The 19913-nt window shown below is 70.7% G+C and carries 18 protein-coding genes; 9 read left to right on the top strand and 9 right to left on the bottom strand.

The features are described 5' to 3' along the window. Positions 1–151 precede the first annotated feature (151 nt). Positions 152–2167 carry an LTA synthase family protein gene (locus tag IE263_RS18855; RefSeq protein ID WP_229911049.1) on the top strand — a complete coding sequence of 672 codons (2016 nt, stop codon included), beginning with the start codon at positions 152–154 and terminating at the stop codon, positions 2165–2167. 990 nt (positions 2168–3157) lie between these two features. Here the strand turns inward: IE263_RS18855 and dusB are convergent. Beyond that, the gene (gene dusB / locus IE263_RS18850; protein ID WP_189937910.1) at positions 3158–4300 is read right to left on the bottom strand and encodes a tRNA dihydrouridine synthase DusB; all 1143 of its coding nucleotides are present in this window, start codon (positions 4298–4300) and stop codon (positions 3158–3160) included. Between the two features lie 64 nt (positions 4301–4364). Here dusB and IE263_RS18845 point away from each other — a divergent pair, with 64 nt between their 5' ends. Then, positions 4365–5810: an MFS transporter gene (locus tag IE263_RS18845; RefSeq protein WP_189937908.1), complete on the top strand. Its 1446-nt coding sequence runs from the start codon at positions 4365–4367 to the stop codon at positions 5808–5810. Here the strand turns inward: IE263_RS18845 and IE263_RS18840 are convergent. After that, complete coding sequence (locus IE263_RS18840; protein WP_189937907.1) at positions 5800–6042, bottom strand: hypothetical protein; 243 nt, start codon at positions 6040–6042, stop codon at positions 5800–5802. The genes IE263_RS18845 and IE263_RS18840 overlap by 11 nt on opposite strands. Positions 6043–6575: 533 nt before the next feature. Between IE263_RS18840 and IE263_RS18835 the strand changes: the two genes are divergently transcribed. Then, the gene (locus tag IE263_RS18835; RefSeq protein ID WP_189937905.1) at positions 6576–6794 is read left to right on the top strand and encodes a hypothetical protein; all 219 of its coding nucleotides are present in this window, start codon (positions 6576–6578) and stop codon (positions 6792–6794) included. Between the two features lie 264 nt (positions 6795–7058). Here the strand turns inward: IE263_RS18835 and IE263_RS18830 are convergent, their stop codons facing one another. Together IE263_RS18830 and IE263_RS18825 are read right to left on the bottom strand one after the other, a co-directional pair. Then, positions 7059–7652, bottom strand: coding sequence for a TetR/AcrR family transcriptional regulator (locus IE263_RS18830; RefSeq protein ID WP_189937903.1), 594 nt, complete (start codon positions 7650–7652; stop codon positions 7059–7061). A 26-nt stretch (positions 7653–7678) separates the two neighbouring features. Then, positions 7679–8692 carry an aldo/keto reductase gene (locus IE263_RS18825; RefSeq protein ID WP_189937901.1) on the bottom strand — a complete coding sequence of 338 codons (1014 nt, stop codon included), beginning with the start codon at positions 8690–8692 and terminating at the stop codon, positions 7679–7681. Positions 8693–8916: 224 nt separating this feature from the next. Here IE263_RS18825 and IE263_RS18820 point away from each other — a divergent pair, with 224 nt between their 5' ends. Beyond that, entirely contained in the window at positions 8917–10023 is a 1107-nt protein-coding gene (locus IE263_RS18820; protein ID WP_189937899.1) for an endonuclease/exonuclease/phosphatase family protein, read from the top strand. Positions 10024–10135: 112 nt separating this feature from the next. Here the strand turns inward: IE263_RS18820 and IE263_RS18815 are convergent, their stop codons facing one another. Beyond that, a complete protein-coding gene (locus IE263_RS18815; protein ID WP_189937897.1) occupies positions 10136–11518 on the bottom strand; it encodes a glycine--tRNA ligase in 1383 nt (460 codons plus the stop codon). 161 nt (positions 11519–11679) lie between these two features. On the opposite strand from IE263_RS18815, the gene IE263_RS18810 reads away from it, so the two are divergent. Genes IE263_RS18810 through IE263_RS18795 form a run of 4 tightly spaced genes read left to right on the top strand, consistent with a single transcriptional unit; the run spans position 11680 to position 14811 of the window. Next, on the top strand, positions 11680–12639 hold the full coding sequence (locus IE263_RS18810; RefSeq protein ID WP_189937895.1) for a metal ABC transporter substrate-binding protein: 960 nt from the start codon (positions 11680–11682) through the stop codon (positions 12637–12639). 17 nt (positions 12640–12656) lie between these two features. Further along, complete coding sequence (locus tag IE263_RS18805) at positions 12657–13433, top strand: metal ABC transporter ATP-binding protein (protein WP_189937893.1); 777 nt, start codon at positions 12657–12659, stop codon at positions 13431–13433. After that, positions 13433–14335 carry a metal ABC transporter permease gene (locus IE263_RS18800; protein WP_189937891.1) on the top strand — a complete coding sequence of 301 codons (903 nt, stop codon included), beginning with the start codon at positions 13433–13435 and terminating at the stop codon, positions 14333–14335. Before IE263_RS18805 ends, IE263_RS18800 begins: the two co-directional genes overlap by 1 nt. Positions 14336–14394: 59 nt before the next feature. Continuing rightward, the gene (locus tag IE263_RS18795) at positions 14395–14811 is read left to right on the top strand and encodes a Fur family transcriptional regulator (protein ID WP_189937889.1); all 417 of its coding nucleotides are present in this window, start codon (positions 14395–14397) and stop codon (positions 14809–14811) included. Between the two features lie 43 nt (positions 14812–14854). On the opposite strand, the gene IE263_RS18790 is transcribed toward IE263_RS18795, so the two are convergent. Both IE263_RS18790 and recO read right to left on the bottom strand, forming a co-directional pair. Continuing rightward, positions 14855–15688 carry an isoprenyl transferase gene (locus IE263_RS18790; protein ID WP_189937887.1) on the bottom strand — a complete coding sequence of 278 codons (834 nt, stop codon included), beginning with the start codon at positions 15686–15688 and terminating at the stop codon, positions 14855–14857. 108 nt (positions 15689–15796) lie between these two features. Beyond that, entirely contained in the window at positions 15797–16543 is a 747-nt protein-coding gene (gene recO / locus IE263_RS18785; RefSeq protein ID WP_189937884.1) for a DNA repair protein RecO, read from the bottom strand. A gap of 348 nt (positions 16544–16891) precedes the next feature. Between recO and bla the strand changes: the two genes are divergently transcribed. Next, entirely contained in the window at positions 16892–17803 is a 912-nt protein-coding gene (gene bla / locus IE263_RS18780; protein WP_189938316.1) for a class A beta-lactamase, read from the top strand. A 30-nt stretch (positions 17804–17833) separates the two neighbouring features. Here the strand turns inward: bla and IE263_RS18775 are convergent, their stop codons facing one another. Together IE263_RS18775 and IE263_RS18770 are read right to left on the bottom strand one after the other, a co-directional pair. After that, a complete protein-coding gene (locus tag IE263_RS18775) occupies positions 17834–18844 on the bottom strand; it encodes a hypothetical protein (protein ID WP_189937881.1) in 1011 nt (336 codons plus the stop codon). A gap of 90 nt (positions 18845–18934) precedes the next feature. Then, on the bottom strand, positions 18935–19912 hold the full coding sequence (locus tag IE263_RS18770) for an SCO2521 family protein (protein ID WP_189937880.1): 978 nt from the start codon (positions 19910–19912) through the stop codon (positions 18935–18937). Between the last annotated feature and the right edge of the window lies 1 nt (position 19913).

Below are 19913 nucleotides of genomic sequence, written 5' to 3'. Positions count from 1 at the left end.
TACTTGGCGGGGCGTTTGCACGGTGTTTGCCGACCGCTGGCCGAGCGGGGTGAACACCGGCCGGGAGCAAGCCGTACGAAACGGTGGCGGATCCGATTCCCCCACATCGGATCCGCCGGATCCACCCGGCTTCGTACGGAAGGACTCTCGGGTGCCTGTCTTCACTCGCTCTCGTCACCTGCCCGACTCGCCCGACGAGACCCCTGCGACCGGCGAGGACGCCCTGGAAACCGAGGAAGCCGCGGAAGCCGTCGACGGGGCGGAGGCCGTCGACGGGGCGGAAGCCGACGAAGCCGCGGAGACCGACGAAGCCGCGGAGACCGAAGCCGAGACCACCAAGGCCGGGACCGCCGAAGCCGAGACCACCAAGGCCGGGACCGCCGAAGCCGAGACCGCCGAGGCAGAGACCACCGAAGCCCGGAGCGCCGAGGCCGGGAGCGCCGAAGCCGGGAGCGAGGTCGAGGGCGCCCCCGGCACCCCCCGCTCCTTCAAGGCCCGTCTCGCGCACTGGCGGGCCTGGCGCAGCCGGTATCCCGTCGCCGGGCGGGTGCTGTGGTGGACGGCGACCGTGCTGTCGGTCGTACTGGTGCTCGGGGCGCTGCTGCTGCCGAACCGGCTGTTCGCGCTGCAGCTCAACCGGTTCGTGCGGCTGCCCGGGGAGGCGATCGTCGCGGCGGTCGTGCTGCTGGCGCTGCCCCGCCGGCCGCGGGTGGTCGTGGCAGCGCTGACCGGTGTGTTCCTCGGCCTGCTGACCGTGCTGAACATGCTCGACATGGGGTTCGTCGAGTATCTGGGCCGGGACTTCAACCTCGTCCTGGACTGGGGCCTGCTCGACGACGCCCAGTCGTACGTCGCCGACTCGATGGGCCGCACGACGGCGATCGCCGCCACGGTCGGCATCTTCCTTCTCATCGCCCTGCTGTGCACCGTGATGGCCCTGGCGACGGTCCGGCTGGCCAACCTGCTGGCGCGCAACACCCAGGTGGCGACCCGGGGCACGCTGATCTCCGGGACGGTCTGGATCACCTGCTCCGTCCTCGGCCTGCAGTACGCGGGGCTGCCGGTCGCCTCCGACCGGGTCGCCCACTCGCTAGTCTCCGAGGCCAGGCGGGTGCGGGACACCCTGCGGGACGAGGCCGCGTTCGCGAAGGAGGCCCGCATCGACACCTTCGGCAACACCCCGCCCGCGCAGCTCGTGCCGGATCTGCGGGGCAAGGACGTGATCTTCGCCTTCATCGAGAGCTACGGCCGCAGCGCCGTCGAGGACCCGGGCATCGCGCCCGGCGTCGACAAGACCCTCGACACGAGCGCACAGGCCCTGACGAAGGCCGGTTTCCAGGCCCGGAGCGGCTGGCTGACGTCGGCGACCTTCGGCGGCAGCAGCTGGCTCGGCCACTCCACCGCCCTGTCCGGCCTGTGGGTCGACACCCAGCAGCGCTACCGCACGGTCATGGCCAGCGACCACCTCTCCCTCACCAAGGCCTTCCAGAAGACCGGCGCCTGGGACACCGTCGGCATCATGCCGGGCGTGCAGAAGGGCTGGCCGGAGCAGCAGTTCTACGGCCTCGACAAGGTCTACAACGCCTTCCAGCTGGGCTACGAGGGGCCGAAGTTCAGCTGGTCGACCATGCCCGACCAGTACGCCCTGGAGGCGTTCCAGCGCCTGGAGCACGGCAAGCAGCGCGACAAGCCGCTGATGTCGGAGATCATCCTGACCTCCAGCCACCAGCCCTGGGCGCCGGTCCCGAAGATGGTCGGCTGGGACGAACTGGGCGACGGCTCGGTCTTCGACGGCATCCAGAAGGCCGGGACGAAGGCGTCCGAGATCATCAACGACTCCGACAAGTCCAAGGAGGAGTACGGCAAGTCGATCCAGTACTCGGTGACCGCCCTCACCCAGTGGCTGGAGCGCTACGGCACCGAGGACACCGTCCTGGTCTTTCTCGGCGACCACCAGCCCATCGCCCGCGTCAGCGGCAACAATGCCAGCCGTGACGTCCCGGTCTCCATCGTCGCCAAGGACCCGAAGGTCCTCGACAAGATCGCCGACTGGAACTGGACGCAGGGCCTGAAGCCCGCCTCCGACGCCCCGGTCTGGAAGATGAGCTCCTTCCGCGACCGCTTCCTGACGGCCTACGGCTCGGTCCCGAACGCGTCGAAGGAGTAACCCCGGGCCCGGCACCAGCCGACCTCGCCCCCGCCGCCCCTACCCGTCCCATCCCCCAGGGTCTACGCCCCTTCAACCCCACTGGGGGCTACCGCCCCCCGCCCCCGCTTCGGCCCTGAACGGGCCTCGTCCTCAAACGCCGGACGGGCTGAAATGCCGTGACCGGCGCGGGGGGCCGGCCTCCTGGGGTGCAGGAGGCGGAGCCCTCGCCGGGATCCGGGGCGGAGCCCAGGGGGGCGCAGGGGGCAAAGCCCTCACCGGGGTCTGGGGCGGAGCCCCCGGGGACACAGGGGGCGAAGCCCCCGCCGCGGTCTGGGGCGGAACCCAAGGGGGCGCAGGGGGCAAAGCCCGCGCCAGGGTCTGGGGCGGAGCCTAGGGGGGCACAGGGGGCGAAGCCCCCGCCAGGGTCTGGGGCGGAGCCCCAGGGACGGTCGCCTCCTGGCCAACCGAGTCGGGCGGGCGCAAGAGGCAAAGCCGTCACCGGGGTCCAGGGCTGAAGCCCCGGGGGCACAGGGGGCAAAGCCCCCGTCAGGGTCTGGGGCGGAGCCCCAGGGACGGTCGCCTCCTGGCCAACCGAGTCGGGCGGGCGCAAGAGGCAAAGCCGTCACCGGGGTCCAGGGCTGAAGCCCCGGGGGCACAGGGGGCAAAGCCCGCGCCAGGGTCTGGGGCGGAGCCCCAGGGACGGTCGCCTCCTGGCCAACCGAGTCGGGCGGGCGCAAGAGGCAAAGCCCTCACCGGGGTCTGGGGCGGAGCCCCCGGGGGCACAGGGGGCGAAGCCCCCGCCGCGGTCTGGGGCGGAGCCCCAGGGACGGTCGCCTCCTGGCCAACCGAGTCGGGCGGGCGCAAGAGGCAAAGCCGTCACCGGGGTCCAGGGCTGAAGCCCCGGGGGCACAGGGGGCAAAGCCCCCGCCAGGGTCTGGGGCGGAGCCCCAGGGACGGTCGCCTCCTGGCCGAGCGAGTCGGGTGGGTGGGTGGGCAAAGCACTTCGGCTCAACCGCCGGAGGTGTCCAGCTCCGCGTCCTCGCTCACGCCCACGCAGTCGTACGGGTCCTTCAGCCAGCCGTCGGGGAGGACGACGCGGTTGTTGCCGGAGGTGCGCCCGCGGGGGCCGTCGGCGCCGACCGGCCAGGGCTGGTCCAGGTCCAGCTCGTCCAGCCCGGACCGGAGTTCCTCCAGCGATGACGTGATCGCGAGCCGCTTGCGCATCTCGGAGCCGACCGCGAAACCCTTCAGATACCAGGCGACGTGCTTGCGGAAGTCGACGACGCCCTTCGACTCGTCGCCGATCCACTCACCGAGCAGGGTGGCGTGCCGGACCATGACGTCGGCGACCTCGCGCAGGGACGGGCGGGCGATGGCTTCCGTACGGCCTTCGAAAGCCGCCACCAGGTCCGCGAACAGCCACGGCCGGCCGAGGCAGCCGCGGCCGACGACGACCCCGTCGCAGCCGGTCTGCCGCACCATCCGCAGCGCGTCCTCCGCGGACCAGATGTCGCCGTTGCCGAGCACGGGGATCTCGGGGACGTGCTCCTTCAGGCGGGCGATCGCGTCCCAGTCGGCGGTTCCGCCGTAGTGCTGGGCGGCCGTGCGGCCGTGCAGGGCGATCGCGGTGACGCCCTCCTCGACGGCGATGCGTCCGGCGTCGAGGTAGGTGATGTGGTCGTCGTCGATGCCCTTGCGCATCTTCATGGTGACGGGAAGGTCGCCCGCGCCGCTCACGGCCTCCCGGAGGATCGCCCGCAGCAGGTTCCGCTTGTAGGGGAGCGCGGAGCCGCCGCCCTTGCGCGTCACCTTCGGGACCGGGCAGCCGAAGTTCAGGTCGATGTGGTCGGCGAGGTCCTCCTCCGCGATCATGCGGACGGCCTTGCCGACGGTGGCCGGGTCGACGCCGTACAGCTGGATCGAGCGCGGCTTCTCGGCCGCGTCGAAGTGGATCAGCTGCATGGTCTTCTCGTTGCGCTCGACCAGCGCCCGGGTCGTGATCATCTCGCTCACGAACAGGCCCTTGCCACCACTGAACTCCCTGCACAGCGTGCGGAAGGGCGCGTTGGTGATCCCGGCCATGGGGGCGAGGACGACGGGCGGCTGGACGGTGTGCGGGCCGATCTGCAGGGGCGAGGCGGTCGTGGGCATCCACCCATTCTCACGTACGGGACGGCGTGCGGCGAGATTCATTAGTTAGCCGTACTATTGACGCATGCCCGAGCTCAGCCAGCACCGACGTCTGCTCGTCCTCGCGATCTGCTGCATGAGTCTGCTGATCGTGAGCCTCGACAACACCGTCCTCAACGTGGCCCTGCCCGCGATGGGCCGCGACCTGCACGCCACCACCGCCGGCCTGCAGTGGACGATCGACGCCTACACGCTGGTGCTGGCCGCGCTGCTGATGCTCGCCGGCTCCACGGCCGACCGGATCGGCCGCAGGAAGGTCTTCATGGCGGGCCTGGTCGTGTTCTCGCTCGGCTCCCTGCTGTGCTCCCTCGCACCGAACCTCGACCTGCTGATCGTGGCCCGGATGGTCCAGGCGGTCGGCGGCTCCATGCTCAACCCCGTCGCCATGTCGATCATCACCAACACCTTCACCGACCCGCGCGAGCGCGCCCGCGCGATCGGTGTCTGGGGCGCCGTCGTCGGCATCTCGATGGCCGCGGGCCCGCTGGTGGGCGGTCTGCTGGTGGAGTCGGTCGGCTGGCGCGCGATCTTCTGGATCAACCTGCCGGTCGGCCTCGCCGCCCTCCTGCTGACCCTGCGCTACGTCCCCGAGTCCCGCGCGCCCAAGGCCCGCCGCCCCGACCCGGTCGGCCAACTGCTGGTCATCGCCCTCTTCGGCTCCCTGACGTACGCGATCATCGAGGCGCCGGAGGCCGGCCTCGCGGTCAGCGGGCCCTTCGCGGCGGTCGCGCTGGCCGCGCTGCTCGGCCTGCTGTGGTACGAGCCGCGCCGGGACGAACCCCTCATCGACCTGCGGTTCTTCCGGTCGGCGCCGTTCAGCGGGGCCACCGTGATCGCGATCAGCGCGTTCGCCGCGCTCGGCGGCTTCCTGTTCCTGTCCACGCTGTACCTGCAGAACGTCCGCGGCCTGGACGCCCTCCACGCCGGCCTGTGGATGCTCCCGATGGCCGTACCGACCTTCCTGTGCGCCCCGCTGTCCGGGCGGCTCGTGGGGAGCCGGGGGCCGCGGCTGCCGCTGGTCGTCGCGGGCGTGGCGATGACGGCGAGCGGGGCGCTGTTCGCGGTCTTCCAGGCGGAGACCTCCAACCTCACGCTGTTCCTCGGATACCTGCTGTTCGGGCTGGGCTTCGGTTTCGTCAACGCGCCCATCACGAACACGGCGGTGTCCGGCATGCCCCGGAGCCAGGCCGGGGTCGCGGCGGCCGTCGCCTCCACCAGCCGCCAGCTCGGCCAGACCCTGGGTGTCGCGGTGATCGGGGCGGTCCTGGCGGCGGGCGTGAGCGCCTCGTCGTACCGGGAGACCTTCGTCTCCGCCGCCGTGCCCGGCTGGTGGATCCTCACCGGCTGCGGCCTGGCGGTCCTCGTCCTGGGCGCCGTGACCACCGGGCCGTGGGCGCGGCGGACGGCCGAGCGGACCGCGGAGCGGCTGGAGGCGAAGGACGTCCGGGAGGCGGCGGGCGTCAGCGCCTGACCGGCACACTCCGCTCTCCGGGTGCCGAGCGGCCGTCGTCGCCGAAGTCGAAGAGGGCGAGGGCGGCCACCCCGATACCGGTCAGCGCCACCGTCGCACCCCCTCCGGCGGAGACGGACTCGAGCGGGGACGCGCCGAGGACGGCCGCCGTCAGTCCCGAGACGAAACCCAGGACGAGCGAGGTCAGGACGCAGAACGCGAACGCGATGAGCCTCTTCTGATTGGCGCTCACCGATGCTCCTTCTTCCGAGGGTGACCGGCGAGCGGGCGACAGCCTCGACCACCGGCCACCTGCGCAGGCAGATGACGTGCACACCGTGTGCACTCCCCCGTCCCACCCCCGCGCCCCGTGGGCGCAGTCAGCAGCAGTTAGCAGAGGAATCGGTCGAGTCCGTCTGACACCAGACTCGTTGGCGACGGTAGCACAGCCCGAAGCGCCGCAACACAGGCCAAAGGCCTCTCGACCGAGGCGAGTTGAGGGGCCCTTGCACCCACCGGCCAGGCGGCCGCCCGTTCCACGGCGCTCGCGTGCAGCTTCTCCAGCCGCTCCCTCGACTCCTGGCCGGTCCAACTAGCCGGGATCGCCCTGACCGGGCTGCTGAGCCTGCGGCTGCCGCGGAGGATCGGCTGAGCCAGGGCACGGCTTGGTCAACTCCGTGCGGCGCATCCCCCGTTGATGTTGGACTTCCTGCACACTCCTTGCTGCGTGAACGGACGGGCCCGCTCCCGGGTCCGTCCCCTTCGACGGTGGACGCTGGAGGCGTCATGCTGCAGTCGACGACGAGCAAGGTGAGCCGCTGGGACCAGCACGGACGGGAGCATGTGGTCCGGGTCCGGCGGACGGGCGTTCAGCGGACGATCCGATGCGACACCTGCGGGTGGCGCAAGGCGGCGCAGTTCCTGCCCTGGCTGAAGGCGGAGGAACACCTCGCGGAGGCGCACCAGGCGACGGTGGACCCGGCGGAGGGGCGTTCGCCCCAGTGAGCGGGGCCTCCGGCGGATGAGGTCGCGGGAAGGTGACGGCGGCCACACCAGCCCCGGCGGGCGGGGGCGGGAGGCCCTCGTCCGAGCGAGGCGGGCGCGGGGCCAACCGGCGACAACGCCGCAAAGGGCTCGGCGACAGCGCCGCTGGGGGCCCGGCGACAACGCCGCTGAATGGCTCGGCGACAACGCCGCTGAGGGGCTCAGCCACAGCGCCGCTGAGGGGCGTGCCGGACTCCGCGTCCGCGGCATGCTCCCCGGACCGGCCTAGGCCGATGCCCGCAGGCCCCTGAGCACCAGGTCCAGTACCTCGTCGAACTCGGTCTCGATGTCCGGCCGTTCCCACTCCTGGGCGTAAGCGGGGTCGTGGAAGCGGCCCGTGGCGTGGAAGACGGCTCGGGCTCTGGCGCGGGGGTCGGGGGCGGTGAAGACGCCGGTGTCGACGCCCGCCTGGATGATCACGGTGAGCTGGTCGACCAGCTCGGTGATGTGCTGGCCGACCGCGGTGACGTTCTCACCGGTCAGGACCTTGTACGTGGCGAACAGCTCGGGATCGTCGCCCGACTTGCGGCGCTTGGCGGCGAACAGGGCGGCGAGCCAGTCACGCAGCCGGGTCTCCGGGGCACGGTCCTCGGCGGCGATGCCGGACAACGCGTCGGTCGTCCGGTCCAGCCAGCGCTTGGTCACCGCCTCGCGCAGCGCCGCCTTCGTACGGAAGTGCCGGTAGACGGTGCCATGACTGACACCGAGCGCGCGGGCCACGTCCACCACGGTGGCCTTGGCGGGGCCGTGGCGGCGCAGCACCTCCTCGGTCGCCTCGAGGATGCGCTCGGTGGTCAGGATCTCGCTGGTCGGTGCCATGGGAGAGACGGTACCCGGCGCCGCGATCAGCGTTCGCTGTCCAGGTGTGCCATCTGCGCGGCCGCGTAGCGCTCACCCGCCGCCGCGTCCGCCGGTACGGCGTCCTCGATCGCGGCGAGGTCGGACGCGTCCAGCGTGACGTCCAGCGCGCCGAGCGACTCCGTCAGCCGCTCCCGGGTGCGGGCGCCGATCAGCGGCACGATGTCCTCGCCCTGCGAGAGCACCCAGGCGATCGCGGCCTGCGCGACCGTGACGCCCTTCTGCTCGGCGACCTTGCGCAGCGCCTCGACGAGATCCAGGTTGCGCCGGAGGTTCTCGCCCTGGAAGCGGGGCGAGTGCGCGCGGAAGTCGTTCGCGGCGAGTTGCCGGTCACGGGTGAAGTGACCTGAGATGAGACCGCGGGAGAGGACGCCGTACGCCGTGATGCCGATGCCCAGTTCACGCGTCGTCGGCAGGATCTGCTCCTCGATGCCGCGGGAGATCAGCGAGTACTCGATCTGCAGGTCCGCGATCGGCGCGGTCGCGGCGGCCCTGCGGATCGTCTCGGCGCCGACCTCGCTGAGGCCGATGTGCCGGACGTATCCCTGCTCGACCAGTTCGGCGATGGCGCCGACCGTCTCCTCGATCGGGACGTCCGAGTCGAGGCGGGCGATGCGGTACACGTCGATGTGGTCGGTGCCCAGGCGCTGGAGGGAGTAGGCGGCGAAGTTCTTCACGGCGGCGGGCCGGCCGTCGTAGCCGCTCCAGGTGCCGTCCGGTGCGCGCAGAGCGCCGAACTTCACGCTGACCAGGGCCTGTTCGCGATGGGCCGCGGGGGCGGTGCGCAGGGCCTCGCCGATCAGCAGCTCATTGTGGCCCATGCCGTAGAAGTCGCCGGTGTCCAGCAGGGTCACGCCGGCCTCCAGGGCGGCGTGGAGGGTGGCGATGGACTCGGCCCGGTCCGCGGCGCCGTACAGCGCGGACATACCCATGCAGCCGAGGCCGAGGGCGGAGACCTGGGGGCCGGTGGTTCCGAGGGAACGGGTTCGTGTCGTCGTCATGCCTCCACCATGACATGACGGATGACAGATTTCAATATCTGTCATCCGTCATCCGTAAGCTGTCATCTGTTATGCGCCATCTGTTGTCCGTCATCTGCCGGCTGTCATCCGTCCGGTCGACGGGGCGATGACCCCGAGGACAATGAGAGATGTCGGCGTGCAGTCACCTCGGCGGCGCCTGCCGCCGGCCCCGCGGCCGTCTGCGCCGCCGTGGGAGGCGCGTCATGACCATCCGTATCGGCACCTTCAACGCGGAGAACCTCTTCCGCCGCCCCAAGGCCTTCGCCCTCGAGGACGACGCCAAGCGGGACAAGATCCTCAGCGACTTCAACGAGCTGGCCTCCCTCCTCGAGAAGGACACCTACGAGCCGGCGGACAAGCAGCGGATCGCCGAGATCATCAAGGACCACCAGGTCCACAACGGGGAGAAGGACAGCCCCCGGCCGTTCTTCATCAACGAGCTCAAAGGGTCGGGCGCCAAGCTCTTCACGGCGAGCGGGCCCGTGGCGAACCCCACCATCACGATCGTGGCCGACGGCCGCGGCGACTGGCCCGGCTGGGCCGAGTTCGTCCGCGGCGACCTCAGCTGGACGGCCGTGCAGAACACCGCCCGCGTGGTCGCCGAGGTCAACGCCGACGTCCTGCTCATGGTGGAGGCCGAGGACCGCCTCACCCTGGAGCGCTTCAACGACAACGTCCTCGGCGAGACACTGGGCCACCAGCCGTACGCCTTCAACCTGCTGATCGACGGCAACGACCCCCGCGGCATCGACGTGGGGATCCTCAGCCGCCACCCGATCACCTCGGTGCGGTCGCACGTCTTCGACCCCGGGCAGGGCGGCCGGCGGCTCTTCAGCAGGGACTGCCCCGAGTTCGAGACAGCCATCAACGGCACGCCCCTGTGGATCCTGGGCAACCACTTCAAGAGCAAGCGGGGCGGCGGCGAAGGACTGCGCGTACGCCAGGCCGAGCGCGTCCGGGAGATCTACCAGGCCGCTCTCCAGCGGTCGGACCACGTCATCGTCGCCGGCGACCTCAACGACTTCCTGGACAGCCCGCCGGTCAGGACCCTGCTCGACGCCGGCCTCGAGGAAGCGATGACCCACCCGAGCTACACGGGCGACCCCGGCACCCACGGCCCCGGCACGGGCGACGACGACAAGCTCGACTACCTCATGTTCTCGCCGACGCTGTGGGACCGCGTCGAACACGTCGAGGTGGAGCGACGGGGCATCTGGGCCCCCCGGACCTTCAAGTCGTTCCCGACGGTGACCTCGAAGGCGACACAGGCGTCGGACCACGCGGCGCTGTACGCGGACCTGGACCTGTAAAACGCCGAGTTCCCCGACGCCCTCAAGGGCGCGGGGAACTGCGCGACCAGCCACGACGAACCCGCAGCCGGCAACAACACGAGCCAGGCAGACGCTGACCCGCCACAACCACCTAGCAGCCGATAAGACGCCCGGCCAGGTACCCCTCGATCTGGTCCAGCGACACACGTTCCTGCTTCATCGAGTCACGCTCACGCACCGTCACCGCGTTGTCCTCGAGCGTGTCGAAGTCGACCGTCACGCAGTACGGCGTACCGATCTCGTCCTGGCGGCGGTAGCGGCGGCCGATGGCGCCGGCGTCGTCGAACTCGATGTTCCAGTGCTGCCGCAGGGCCTGGGCGAGGCCCTTGGCCTTCGGGGACAGCTCGGGGTTGCGGGACAGCGGAAGCACCGCGGCCTTCACCGGCGCGAGACGGTGGTCGAGGCGCAGCACCGTGCGCTTCTCCAGCTTGCCCTTGGCGTTGGGCGCCTCGTCCTCGACGTACGCGTCGAGCAGGAACGCGAGCATCGCCCGGCCGACACCGGCCGCCGGCTCGATGACGTACGGCGTCCAGCGCTCCTGGGCCTCCTGGTCGTAGTAGATGAGGTCCTGGCCGGAGGCCTTGGAGTGCGCGGAGAGGTCGTAGTCGGTGCGGTTGGCGACGCCCTCCAGCTCACCCCACTCGTTGCCGCCGAACTGGAAGCGGTACTCGATGTCGGCGGTGCGCTTGGAGTAGTGGGAGAGCTTCTCCTTCGGGTGCTCGTACCACCGCATGTTCTCTTCACGCAGGCCGAGACCGGTGTACCAGTTCCAGCGCTGCTCCATCCAGTACTCCTGCCACTTCTCGTCCTCGCCCGGCTTGACGAAGAACTCCATCTCCATCTGCTCGAACTCGCGGGTGCGGAAGATGAAGTTGCCGGGCGTGATCTCGTTGCGGAAGGACTTGCCCATCTGGGCGATACCGAACGGCGGCTTCTTGCGCGAAGCGACCTGCACCTGGGCGAAGTTGGTGAAGATGCCCTGGGCGGTCTCGGGGCGCAGGTAGGCGATGGAGCCGGAGTCCTGCGTCGGGCCGAGGTGGGTGGAGAGGAGGCCCGAGAACTGCTTGGGCTCGGTGAACTGGCCCTTGTTGCCGCAGTTGGGGCAGTTGACGTCCGCGAGGCCGTTCTCCGGGAGACGGTTGTGCTTGGCCTCGTAGGCCTCCTCCAGGTGGTCCGCGCGGAACCGCTTGTGGCAGGAGGTGCACTCGGTCAGCGGGTCGGTGAAGGTGGCGACGTGACCGGAGGCGACCCAGACCTCGGGGGCCAGGATGACGGACGAGTCGATACCGACCACGTCCTCGCGCGACGTCACCATGTAGCGCCACCACTGGCGCTTCAGGTTCTCCTTGAGCTCGACACCCAGCGGTCCGTAGTCCCATGCGGCCTTCTGACCGCCGTAGATCTCACTACAGGGGAATACGAAGCCACGGCGCTTGCTCAGGCTGACGATGGTGTCGATCTTGTCGGCGGCCACGGTGCTCTCTTCATTACGACGACGGGCGACGAAGCGAGATTGCTTCCAGCGAATGATTCAGGGTACCGGCGGGGGCTCCCCCTCAACCAAATCGGTGGGCCGCTACGGCCACTCAGGAGGTTTGTTGACAACGGTTTCCATATTTGTTGAAAATGACTGTCATGAACGTACGACGACTCATACCGGGCACCGCGGTCGCGGCGGCCACCGCACTCGGCCTCGCCACCCTCTCGGCCTGCTCCGGCGAGAGCGCCGCCGCCGGCAACACGGACAAGTTCGACGTCGTCGCGTCGTTCTACCCGATGGCCTTCCTCGCCGAGCGGATAGGCGGGGACCACGTGAACGTCACCAGTCTCACCCAGCCCGGCCAGGAGCCGCACGACCTGGAGCTCAGCGCCCAGCAGCGCGTGCAGGTCGAGAAGTCCGACGCGGTCCTGTACCTCAAGAACCTCCAGCCCTCCGTCGACGACACCGTGGCCCAGTCCGAGGTCAAGACGAAGATCGACGCCGCGCAGCTCACCACGCTGGAGGAGCACGGCAGCGAGGTCGGCGGCCACGCGGCCGAGCACGACGACGGGCACGACCACGAGGAAGAGGGCGGCAAGGACCCCCACATCTGGCTGGACCCGGTCAAGTACGCCGAGGTCGCCGAGGGCGTCGGCAAGGCCTTCGAGAAGGCCGACCCGGACCACGCGGCCGACTACAAGAAGAACACCGCGGACCTGGTCGCCAAGCTCGACGCCCTGAACACGCAGTTCAAAACAGGCCTGGCGAACACCAGGACCAAGGTCTTCATCACCACCCACGCCGCCTTCGGCTACCTCGCCGAGCGCTACGGCCTGACCGAGGAGGCCATCAGCGGCCTCGACCCCGAGTCGGAGCCGAGTGCCGCGCGCGTCAAGGAACTTGAGAAGATGGCCAAGGCCGACGGTGTCACGACCGTGTTCTACGAGACGCTCGTCAGCGACAAGACCGCGAAGACCATCGCCAAGGACTCCGGGCTGAAGACGGACGTCCTCGACCCGATCGAGGGCATCACCGACAAGTCCCGCGGCAAGGACTACTTCGCGGTCCAGGAGGCCAACCTCAAGGCGCTGCAGACGGCCCTGGGAACCAAGTGATCGTTACGGAGGGCGTCATGGACACCAAGGGCGAGCCCGTCATCTCCCTGCGCGGCGTCCGCGCCGAGCTCGGCTCGCGCCCGGTCCTGCGCGGCATCGACCTCACCGTGCACCGCGGTGAGGTCGTCGCCCTGCTCGGCGCGAACGGCTCCGGCAAGTCGACGGCCGTGCGCAGTGTCATCGGGCAGGTGCCGGTCACCGACGGGCGGATCGAACTGTTCGGCACCGACCGGCGGCGCTTCAGGGACTGGCGGCGCGTGGGCTACGTCCCGCAGCGCACCACCGCGTCCGGCGGCGTCCCCGCGACCGTCACCGAGATCGTCTCCTCCGGACGCCTGTCCCGGACCCGCTTCGGCATCCTCCGCAAGGCCGACCACGAGGCCGTACGACACGCGCTGGAGCTCGTCGGCATGGCCGACCGCGCCAAGGACTCCGTGAACGCCCTCTCCGGCGGTCAGCACCAGCGCGTGCTCATCGCCCGCGCCCTCGCCGCCGAACCCGAGCTGCTGATCATGGACGAGCCGATGGCGGGCGTCGACCTGGCCAGCCAGGAGGTCCTCGCCCGGACCCTGCGCGAGCAGGTGGCCCTGGGCGCCACGGTCCTGCTCGTCCTGCACGAACTGGGCCCGCTGGAGCCCCTGATCGACCGGGCGGTCGTCCTCCGCGACGGCTGCGTGACGCACGACGGCCCGCCCCCGCACGCGGTCGGCCAGCACGCGCTGCCCGGCCACGACCACGTACACCCGCACGCACCGGCGGGCGCCGAACCGATCCGCACGGGACTGCTGAGCTGATGGACTTCCTCGACTACGCCTTCATGCAGCGGGCCCTGCTCGCCGCCGTCCTGGTCGGCATCACCGCCCCCGCCGTCGGCATCTACCTCGTCCAGCGCCGCCAGGCCCTCATGGGCGACGGCATCGGCCACGTCGCGATGACCGGCGTCGGCCTCGGCTTCCTGCTGTCCTGGTCCCCCGTGTGGATGGCCACGGCCGTCTCGGTCCTCGGCGCGGTCCTCATGGAACTGATCCGCTGGTACGGCCGCACCCGCGGCGACATCGCCCTCGCGATGCTCTTCTACGGCGGCATGGCCGGCGGCGTGATGTTCATCAACCTCGCGCCGACGGGCTCCAACGCCAACCTGAACTCGTACCTGTTCGGCTCGCTGTCGACGGTGTCGGAGTCGGACGTGACGGCGATCTGCGTCCTGGCGGCCTTCGTGGTGCTGGTCACCCTGGGTCTGCGGCGCCAGCTGTTCGCGGTCAGCCAGGACGAGGAGTTCGCGCGCGTGACCGGCCTGCCGGTGCGTGCCCTGAACCTGCTGACGGCGGTCACCGCGGCGGTCACGGTGACGGTCGCGATGCGGGTGGTCGGCCTGCTGCTCGTCTCGGCCCTCATGGTCGTCCCCGTCGCGGCGGCCCAGCAGCTCAGCCGCAGCTTCGCGGCGACCTTCGCGATCGCGGTGGCCATCGGCATCACCGTGACCATCGGCGGCACGGTGACCTCGTACTACCAGGACGTCCCGCCCGGTGCGACGATCGTGCTGCTGACCATCGCCGCGTTCATCGCGCTGACCGCGCTGGCGGCCCCGCTGGCCCGGCGGCGCGCCCGCGCGCTCGCCGCGGCACAGCCCGCCGGGGATCCCGCGGAGTGTGCGATTCCGGCCACCCGCGCGGCCGACCACGGGGTCGACGTCTGACCGCGCACAGTCCGGGCTGGCACAATGGCCCGGCAACGCGCAGACGTGAGGAGGCAACGGTGACGTCCGCTGGATCGCCCGTGAAGGGCCGCGCCACCCGGCAGCGTGCCGCCGTGGCGGCGGCGCTCGACGAGGTCGACGAGTTCCGCAGCGCGCAGGAGCTCCACGACATGCTGAAGCACAAGGGCGACTCCGTCGGACTGACCACGGTCTACCGCACGCTCCAGTCCCTCGCCGACGCCGGCGAGGTCGACGTCCTGCGCACCTCCGACGGCGAGTCCGTCTACCGCCGCTGCTCCACCGGCGAACACCACCACCACCTCGTCTGCCGCAGCTGCGGCAAGGCGGTCGAGGTCGAGGGCCCGGCGGTGGAGAAGTGGGCCGAGGCGATCGCCGCCGAGCACGGCTTCGTGAACGTGGCGCACACGGTGGAGATCTTCGGTACCTGTGCCGACTGCGCGGCGGCCTCGGCCTAGCTGCGCCGGGCGTCCGGGGGCGGCAGCCCCCAGACGGTCCGGGTCACTCCTGCTTGCCCTCCATCGCCAGCAACTCCTCGTTGGGGATCGCCCCGCCGAACCTCCGGTCCCGCGAAGCGAACTCCACGCACGCCCGCCACAGGTCGCGCCGGTCGAAGTCCGGCCACAGAACGTCCTGGAAGACCATCTCGGCGTAGGCGCTCTGCCAGATCAGGTAGTTGGACGTGCGCTGCTCGCCGCTCGGCCGCAGGAACAGGTCCACGTCCGGCATGTCCGGGTAGTACAGGTACTTCTGCAGGGTCTTCTCGGTGACCTTGGACGGGTCGAGGCGACCGGCCTTGACGTCCTCGGCGAGGGCCTGCGCCGCGTCGGCGATCTCCGCGCGGCCGCCGTAGTTCATGCAGAAGTACAGGGTCAGCCGGTCGTTGTCCTTGGTCTGCTCCTGGGCGATCTGGAGCTCCTTGGCGACCGACTTCCACAGCTTGGGCATACGGCCCACCCAGCGCACCCGGATGCCCAGCTCGTCGAGCTGGTCGCGGGTCTTGCGGATGAAGTCGCGGTTGAAGTTCATCAGGAAGCGCACCTCGTCGGGCGAGCGCTTCCAGTTCTCGGTGGAGAAGGCGTACAGGGAGATGTTCCGCACACCGATCTCGACGGCGCCCTGGAGCACGTCGAGGACGCGCTCGGCGCCGACCTTGTGTCCCTCGGTGCGGGGCAGTCCGCGCTCCTTGGCCCAGCGGCCGTTGCCGTCCATGACGATCGCGACGTGGTCGGGGACCAGTTCGCCGGGGAGCTTCGGCGCGCGGGCGCCGGAGGGGTGCGGCTCCGGTGCCTTGTACTCCCGACGCTGCCGCCCCAGGAACCCGCGTACGACCATGTGCCTCTCGTCTCCTTCTTGCTTCGCGATGCCTTGCCTCGCGATGTCTCGCTCGGCGATGTCTTGCTTGGCGGTGTCTTGCTTGGCGATGTCTTGCTTCTCGGCGTCTTACTTCTCGACGTATCGGAGGGAGCGCAGGCCGCGCTCCAGATGCCAGTGCAGGTAGGCGGACACCAGCCCGCTGCCCTCCCGCACGTACCGCGCCTCGCACGCGTCCGCGGTCTCCCAGTCTCCCGTGAGCAGCGCGCCGAGGAGTTCCAGGGTCTGCGGGGAGGGTACGACGCTGCCGGGAACCCGGCAGTCGGCGCAGACGGAGCCGCCGGAGGCCACCGAGAAGAACCGGTTCGGCCCGGGCATGCCGCACTTCGCGCAGTCGCTGAAGCTGGGGGCGTACCCGTTGACGGCGAGGGAGCGCAGCAGGAAGGCGTCGAGGACGAGGTGGGGCGCGTGCTCGCCGCGGGCGAGGGTCCTGAGCGCCCCGACCAGCAGCAGGTACTGCTGCACCGCCGGCTCGCCCTCGTGGTCGGTGAACCGCTCGGCGGTCTCCAGCATGGCCGTGCCCGCGGTGTAGCGGGCGTAGTCGCTGACGATCCCGCCGCCGTACGGCGCGATGGTCTCGCTCTGCGTGCACAGCGGCAGCCCACGCCCGACCAGCTCGCTCCCCCGCGCGAAGAACTGCACGTCGACGTGGGAGAAGGGTTCCAGCCGGGCACCGAACTTCGACTTGGTCCGCCGCACGCCACGGGCGACGGCCCGTACCCGGCCGTGTCCTCGGGTGAGCAGCGTGATGATCCGGTCCGCCTCACCCAGCTTCTGGGTGCGCAGCACGATGCCGTCGTCGCGGAACAGACTCATGCCACCCATTCTCGCCTACGAGGGACGGGCGCAGCCCCTCCCCCGGGTGAACACGACCCATGAGCATGGCGCCCGACCGTCGTCGGCAGTAAGACTTCCGGGGTCTCCTTCAGGGAACTTCCCCGCGGCTTCGCGCCCTGGCAGTACCTGCCTCATGGCGGTCGAGCTGGGGTGCGCTGACCGCCCCGTGGGGCGTCCTGGCCGGCCTCACCGGCCCGCGCACCGCCCTCGTCCTCGTCCTCGCGGGGGCGGTACGGCCGGCGACGCCGTTGCTGCCGGCAACCGTGCAGCGTCGGGAGACGTCCGTGACGGAAGAGGCCCGAGAGACCGCCGAGGCCTCCTGACCGCATCCGACGAACGGAGAGAACGATCTTACGCTCGACGCATCGCCGCACCCTCCTCACCGCCGGCACCGCCACCGCGGCCACCCTGCTGACCGGGTTCGCGAGCGGCTCCGCGCACGCCGCCGAGGACGACGTCACCGCACGTCTGCGCACGCTGGAGGAGCAGCACGGCGCCCGCCTCGGCGTCTTCGCGCACAACGTCCGTACCAGGCGCTCCGTGCGCTACCGGGCCGGCGAACGCTTCCCGGTCTGCTCGCTGTTCAAGGTCCTCGCGGTCGCCGCCGTCCTGCGCGACCTGGACCGCGACGGCGAGGTGCTGGCCCGCCGCATCCACTACTCGGCCGACGACGTGGTGGAGAACTCCCCCGTCACCAAGGAGCACGTGGCGGACGGCATGACGGTCGCCGAGCTGTCCGAGGCGGCCATCTGCCGCAGCGACAACACGGCCGGGAACCTGCTGCTGCGCGAGCTGGGCGGCCCGGCCGCGATCACCCGCTTCGCCCGCTCGATCGGCGACCCGGTCACCCGTCTCGACCGCTGGGAGCCGGAGCTGAACTCGGCCGAGCCGGGGCGGGTGACGGACACCACGAGCCCGTACGCGATCGGCCGGTCCTACGCCCGGCTGGTGCTCGGCGGCGCGCTGGAGGCCGGCGACCGGCGGCGGCTGACGGACTGGATGCTCGCCAACCAGACGAGCGTCAACCGCTTCCGGAAGGGGCTGCCCCCTACGTGGACGCTCGCCGACAAGACCGGCGGCGGCTGGTACGGCGCGAACAACGACGCCGGAATCGCCTGGACGCCTGACGGCGCCCCGGTCGTGCTGGTGGTCCAGCTCACCAAGCCGGACCGGGACGCGGCCTACGACCACGACCTGATCGTCGAGACGGCCGGGCTGCTGGCGGCGACGCTCGGCTGAGGGACGTCCGGGGGGACCGGCCCGGGGGCGTCACGCGCCGTCCGGGTCGGTCCCGTTGGTGAGGACGGGAACGCCGTCGGGCACACCGTTCGGCGAGCCGTTCAGGGAGGGTTCGGTGGCGGGGTCCCTGGAGGCCTCCCAGATCACGTTGAACCGCCGGATCAGCGTCTGCACCTCGTCCGGGCGGGCGTTCACCGTGGTCGACGCGATGCCCTCCAGCTGGTCCGCCTTGATCTCGTACGACATGGCCCTGTCGAAGACGATGAAGTCGATCATCGTGCCGCGGCCGAGGCGGCGGGCGATCTTCTCCTGGGAGACCACGCGGACCTGGATGCCCATCTCGCTCTGCTCCTTGCAGATCGCGGCGAGGGCGTCGAGGGAACGCTGGTCCTGGCCGTCCTTCATGATGAACACGCGCCTGATCGTGACGTGTTGTTCGATCGCCTGGCCCTGCGCGGTGAGATAGCGGCCCGCCGGTTCACTGGTCCAGAAGCCGTCGTCGACGACGCTGGTGCTGACGGCGTCGATGCTGCTTCTGGTGCCCTTGGTGAGGTTGATGAGCCAGTCGTGGTTCTCGCCGGGGCACTCGGCGCTGAGGTTGGTCAGCTTCTCCATCTGTCCGGCGAGGCGGTTGATCTCCTCGTGCGCGAACTCGTGCAGGATGTCGGGGCCCATGGAGACCACCTTGGTGGCGTGTTCGGCGAGCCGGGGCACCCCGTCCCCGCGCAGTTTCTCCACCTCGTTGAAGAGCTTGGTGGCCTCGCCGATGTCGGCGAACCGCTTCTCGACCACGTCCTTCAGCTCGCCCAGCTGGTTCACGAACGACGCCATGAACTGCACGATCAGCACCGTGCCGCCGCACAGCACCGACAGCACCAGCTGCCAGGGCCCCTCCTCCTTCGGCAGCAGGACGTTGGTGAGGACGTAGACCACACCACCCACCACCACGGTGACCAGCAGTTTCAGTGTCAGCTGCCGTGCGCTGTCACCGTCGGGCCGCCGCTGCGGGCCGCCCCTGAACGAGTTCGTCGGTGCACTCATCTCTCTTTCTCCCCCCGTCGGGATCGTGCGCGGACAGAAGTCGTGCGGATGTCTTCTCGGATGTCTTCTCGGATATCTGTGCGGATGTCTTCAGGACGTCGTCAGCGAGGCGCCGAGGGCCTCGCGCTGGGTGAGGATGGCCTGCAGAAGCAGCTGGTCGCGGACGCGCCGCACCTGGGTCTCCCACTGGCGGCTGAACCCCGGCTCCTGCTCGAGCGCGTCCCACAGCGCCTCCAGGGGCCGCTCGACGCGGGCCTTGGGCAGCCAGAGGTGCAGCAGGTGGTCGACGAGCGGGCGCAGGACCTTCAGCGCGGCCTTGCCGTCCGCGGAGCCGAGCCTGAGACCGTCGAGCTTGTCGACGACGGTGGTCAGCAGCCAGTCGTGCAGGGCGAGGTCCTCGCACAGCGCGGCCGCCGCGGCCGGTGCGGTACCGGGCGGCAGCCGGAGGTCGAGGGTGCGCAGGCCGTCCTCGGCGACCGTGAAGCGCAGGGGCGGCTCGTCGCCGTCGGAGGCGGGTGACGCGGCCCAGCGGACCCGGGTGTCGGTGGTGGTGAGCGGCGGGTCGAAGGAGTCCGCCAGCAGGCGGGAGATCCTCGACAGTTGGCCTTCGGCGATGGAGCCGACGTCCAGCTCGTCCTGGTGATGGCGGGTCAGGAAGCCTTCGGCCACGGCCCTCGGGGACACCTTGCCGATCGGCACCAGGACGCCGGGCCGCACCAGGTAGTACCCCCAGGGCCGGCGCCGGTCGGGACCGCCGGCCGGGGCGGAGAAGTAGGCGGTGGCCTGGAGGACCCGGCCCTCGACGAGGGCCGCGCGGGAGGTCACCGTGCCGACCGCGCGGACCTTGGAGCCGTTGGCGGTGGGGAGCCGGCAGTCGACGCCGGTGAGGACGTCCGGGGAGACGGCGTACCGGTTGGGGCGCTTGGAGACCCGGACGGGTTCGTCGGCGCGCAGGCGCAGCAGCCGCTCGGCGACCTGCTGGTCCACCGCTTCCCGGGTGGGCAGCAGGCAGGTGCGCACCTCCCCGCAGGCGAGGACGGCGTCCGTGGTCTTCCCCGGGGCGCCCATG

It is taken from the genome of Streptomyces aurantiogriseus (genome assembly GCF_014649375.1).
In the GTDB taxonomy this organism is placed as follows: Bacteria; Actinomycetota; Actinomycetes; order Streptomycetales; family Streptomycetaceae; genus Streptomyces; species Streptomyces aurantiogriseus.
This window is presented reverse-complemented; position numbering and strand designations above follow the sequence as displayed.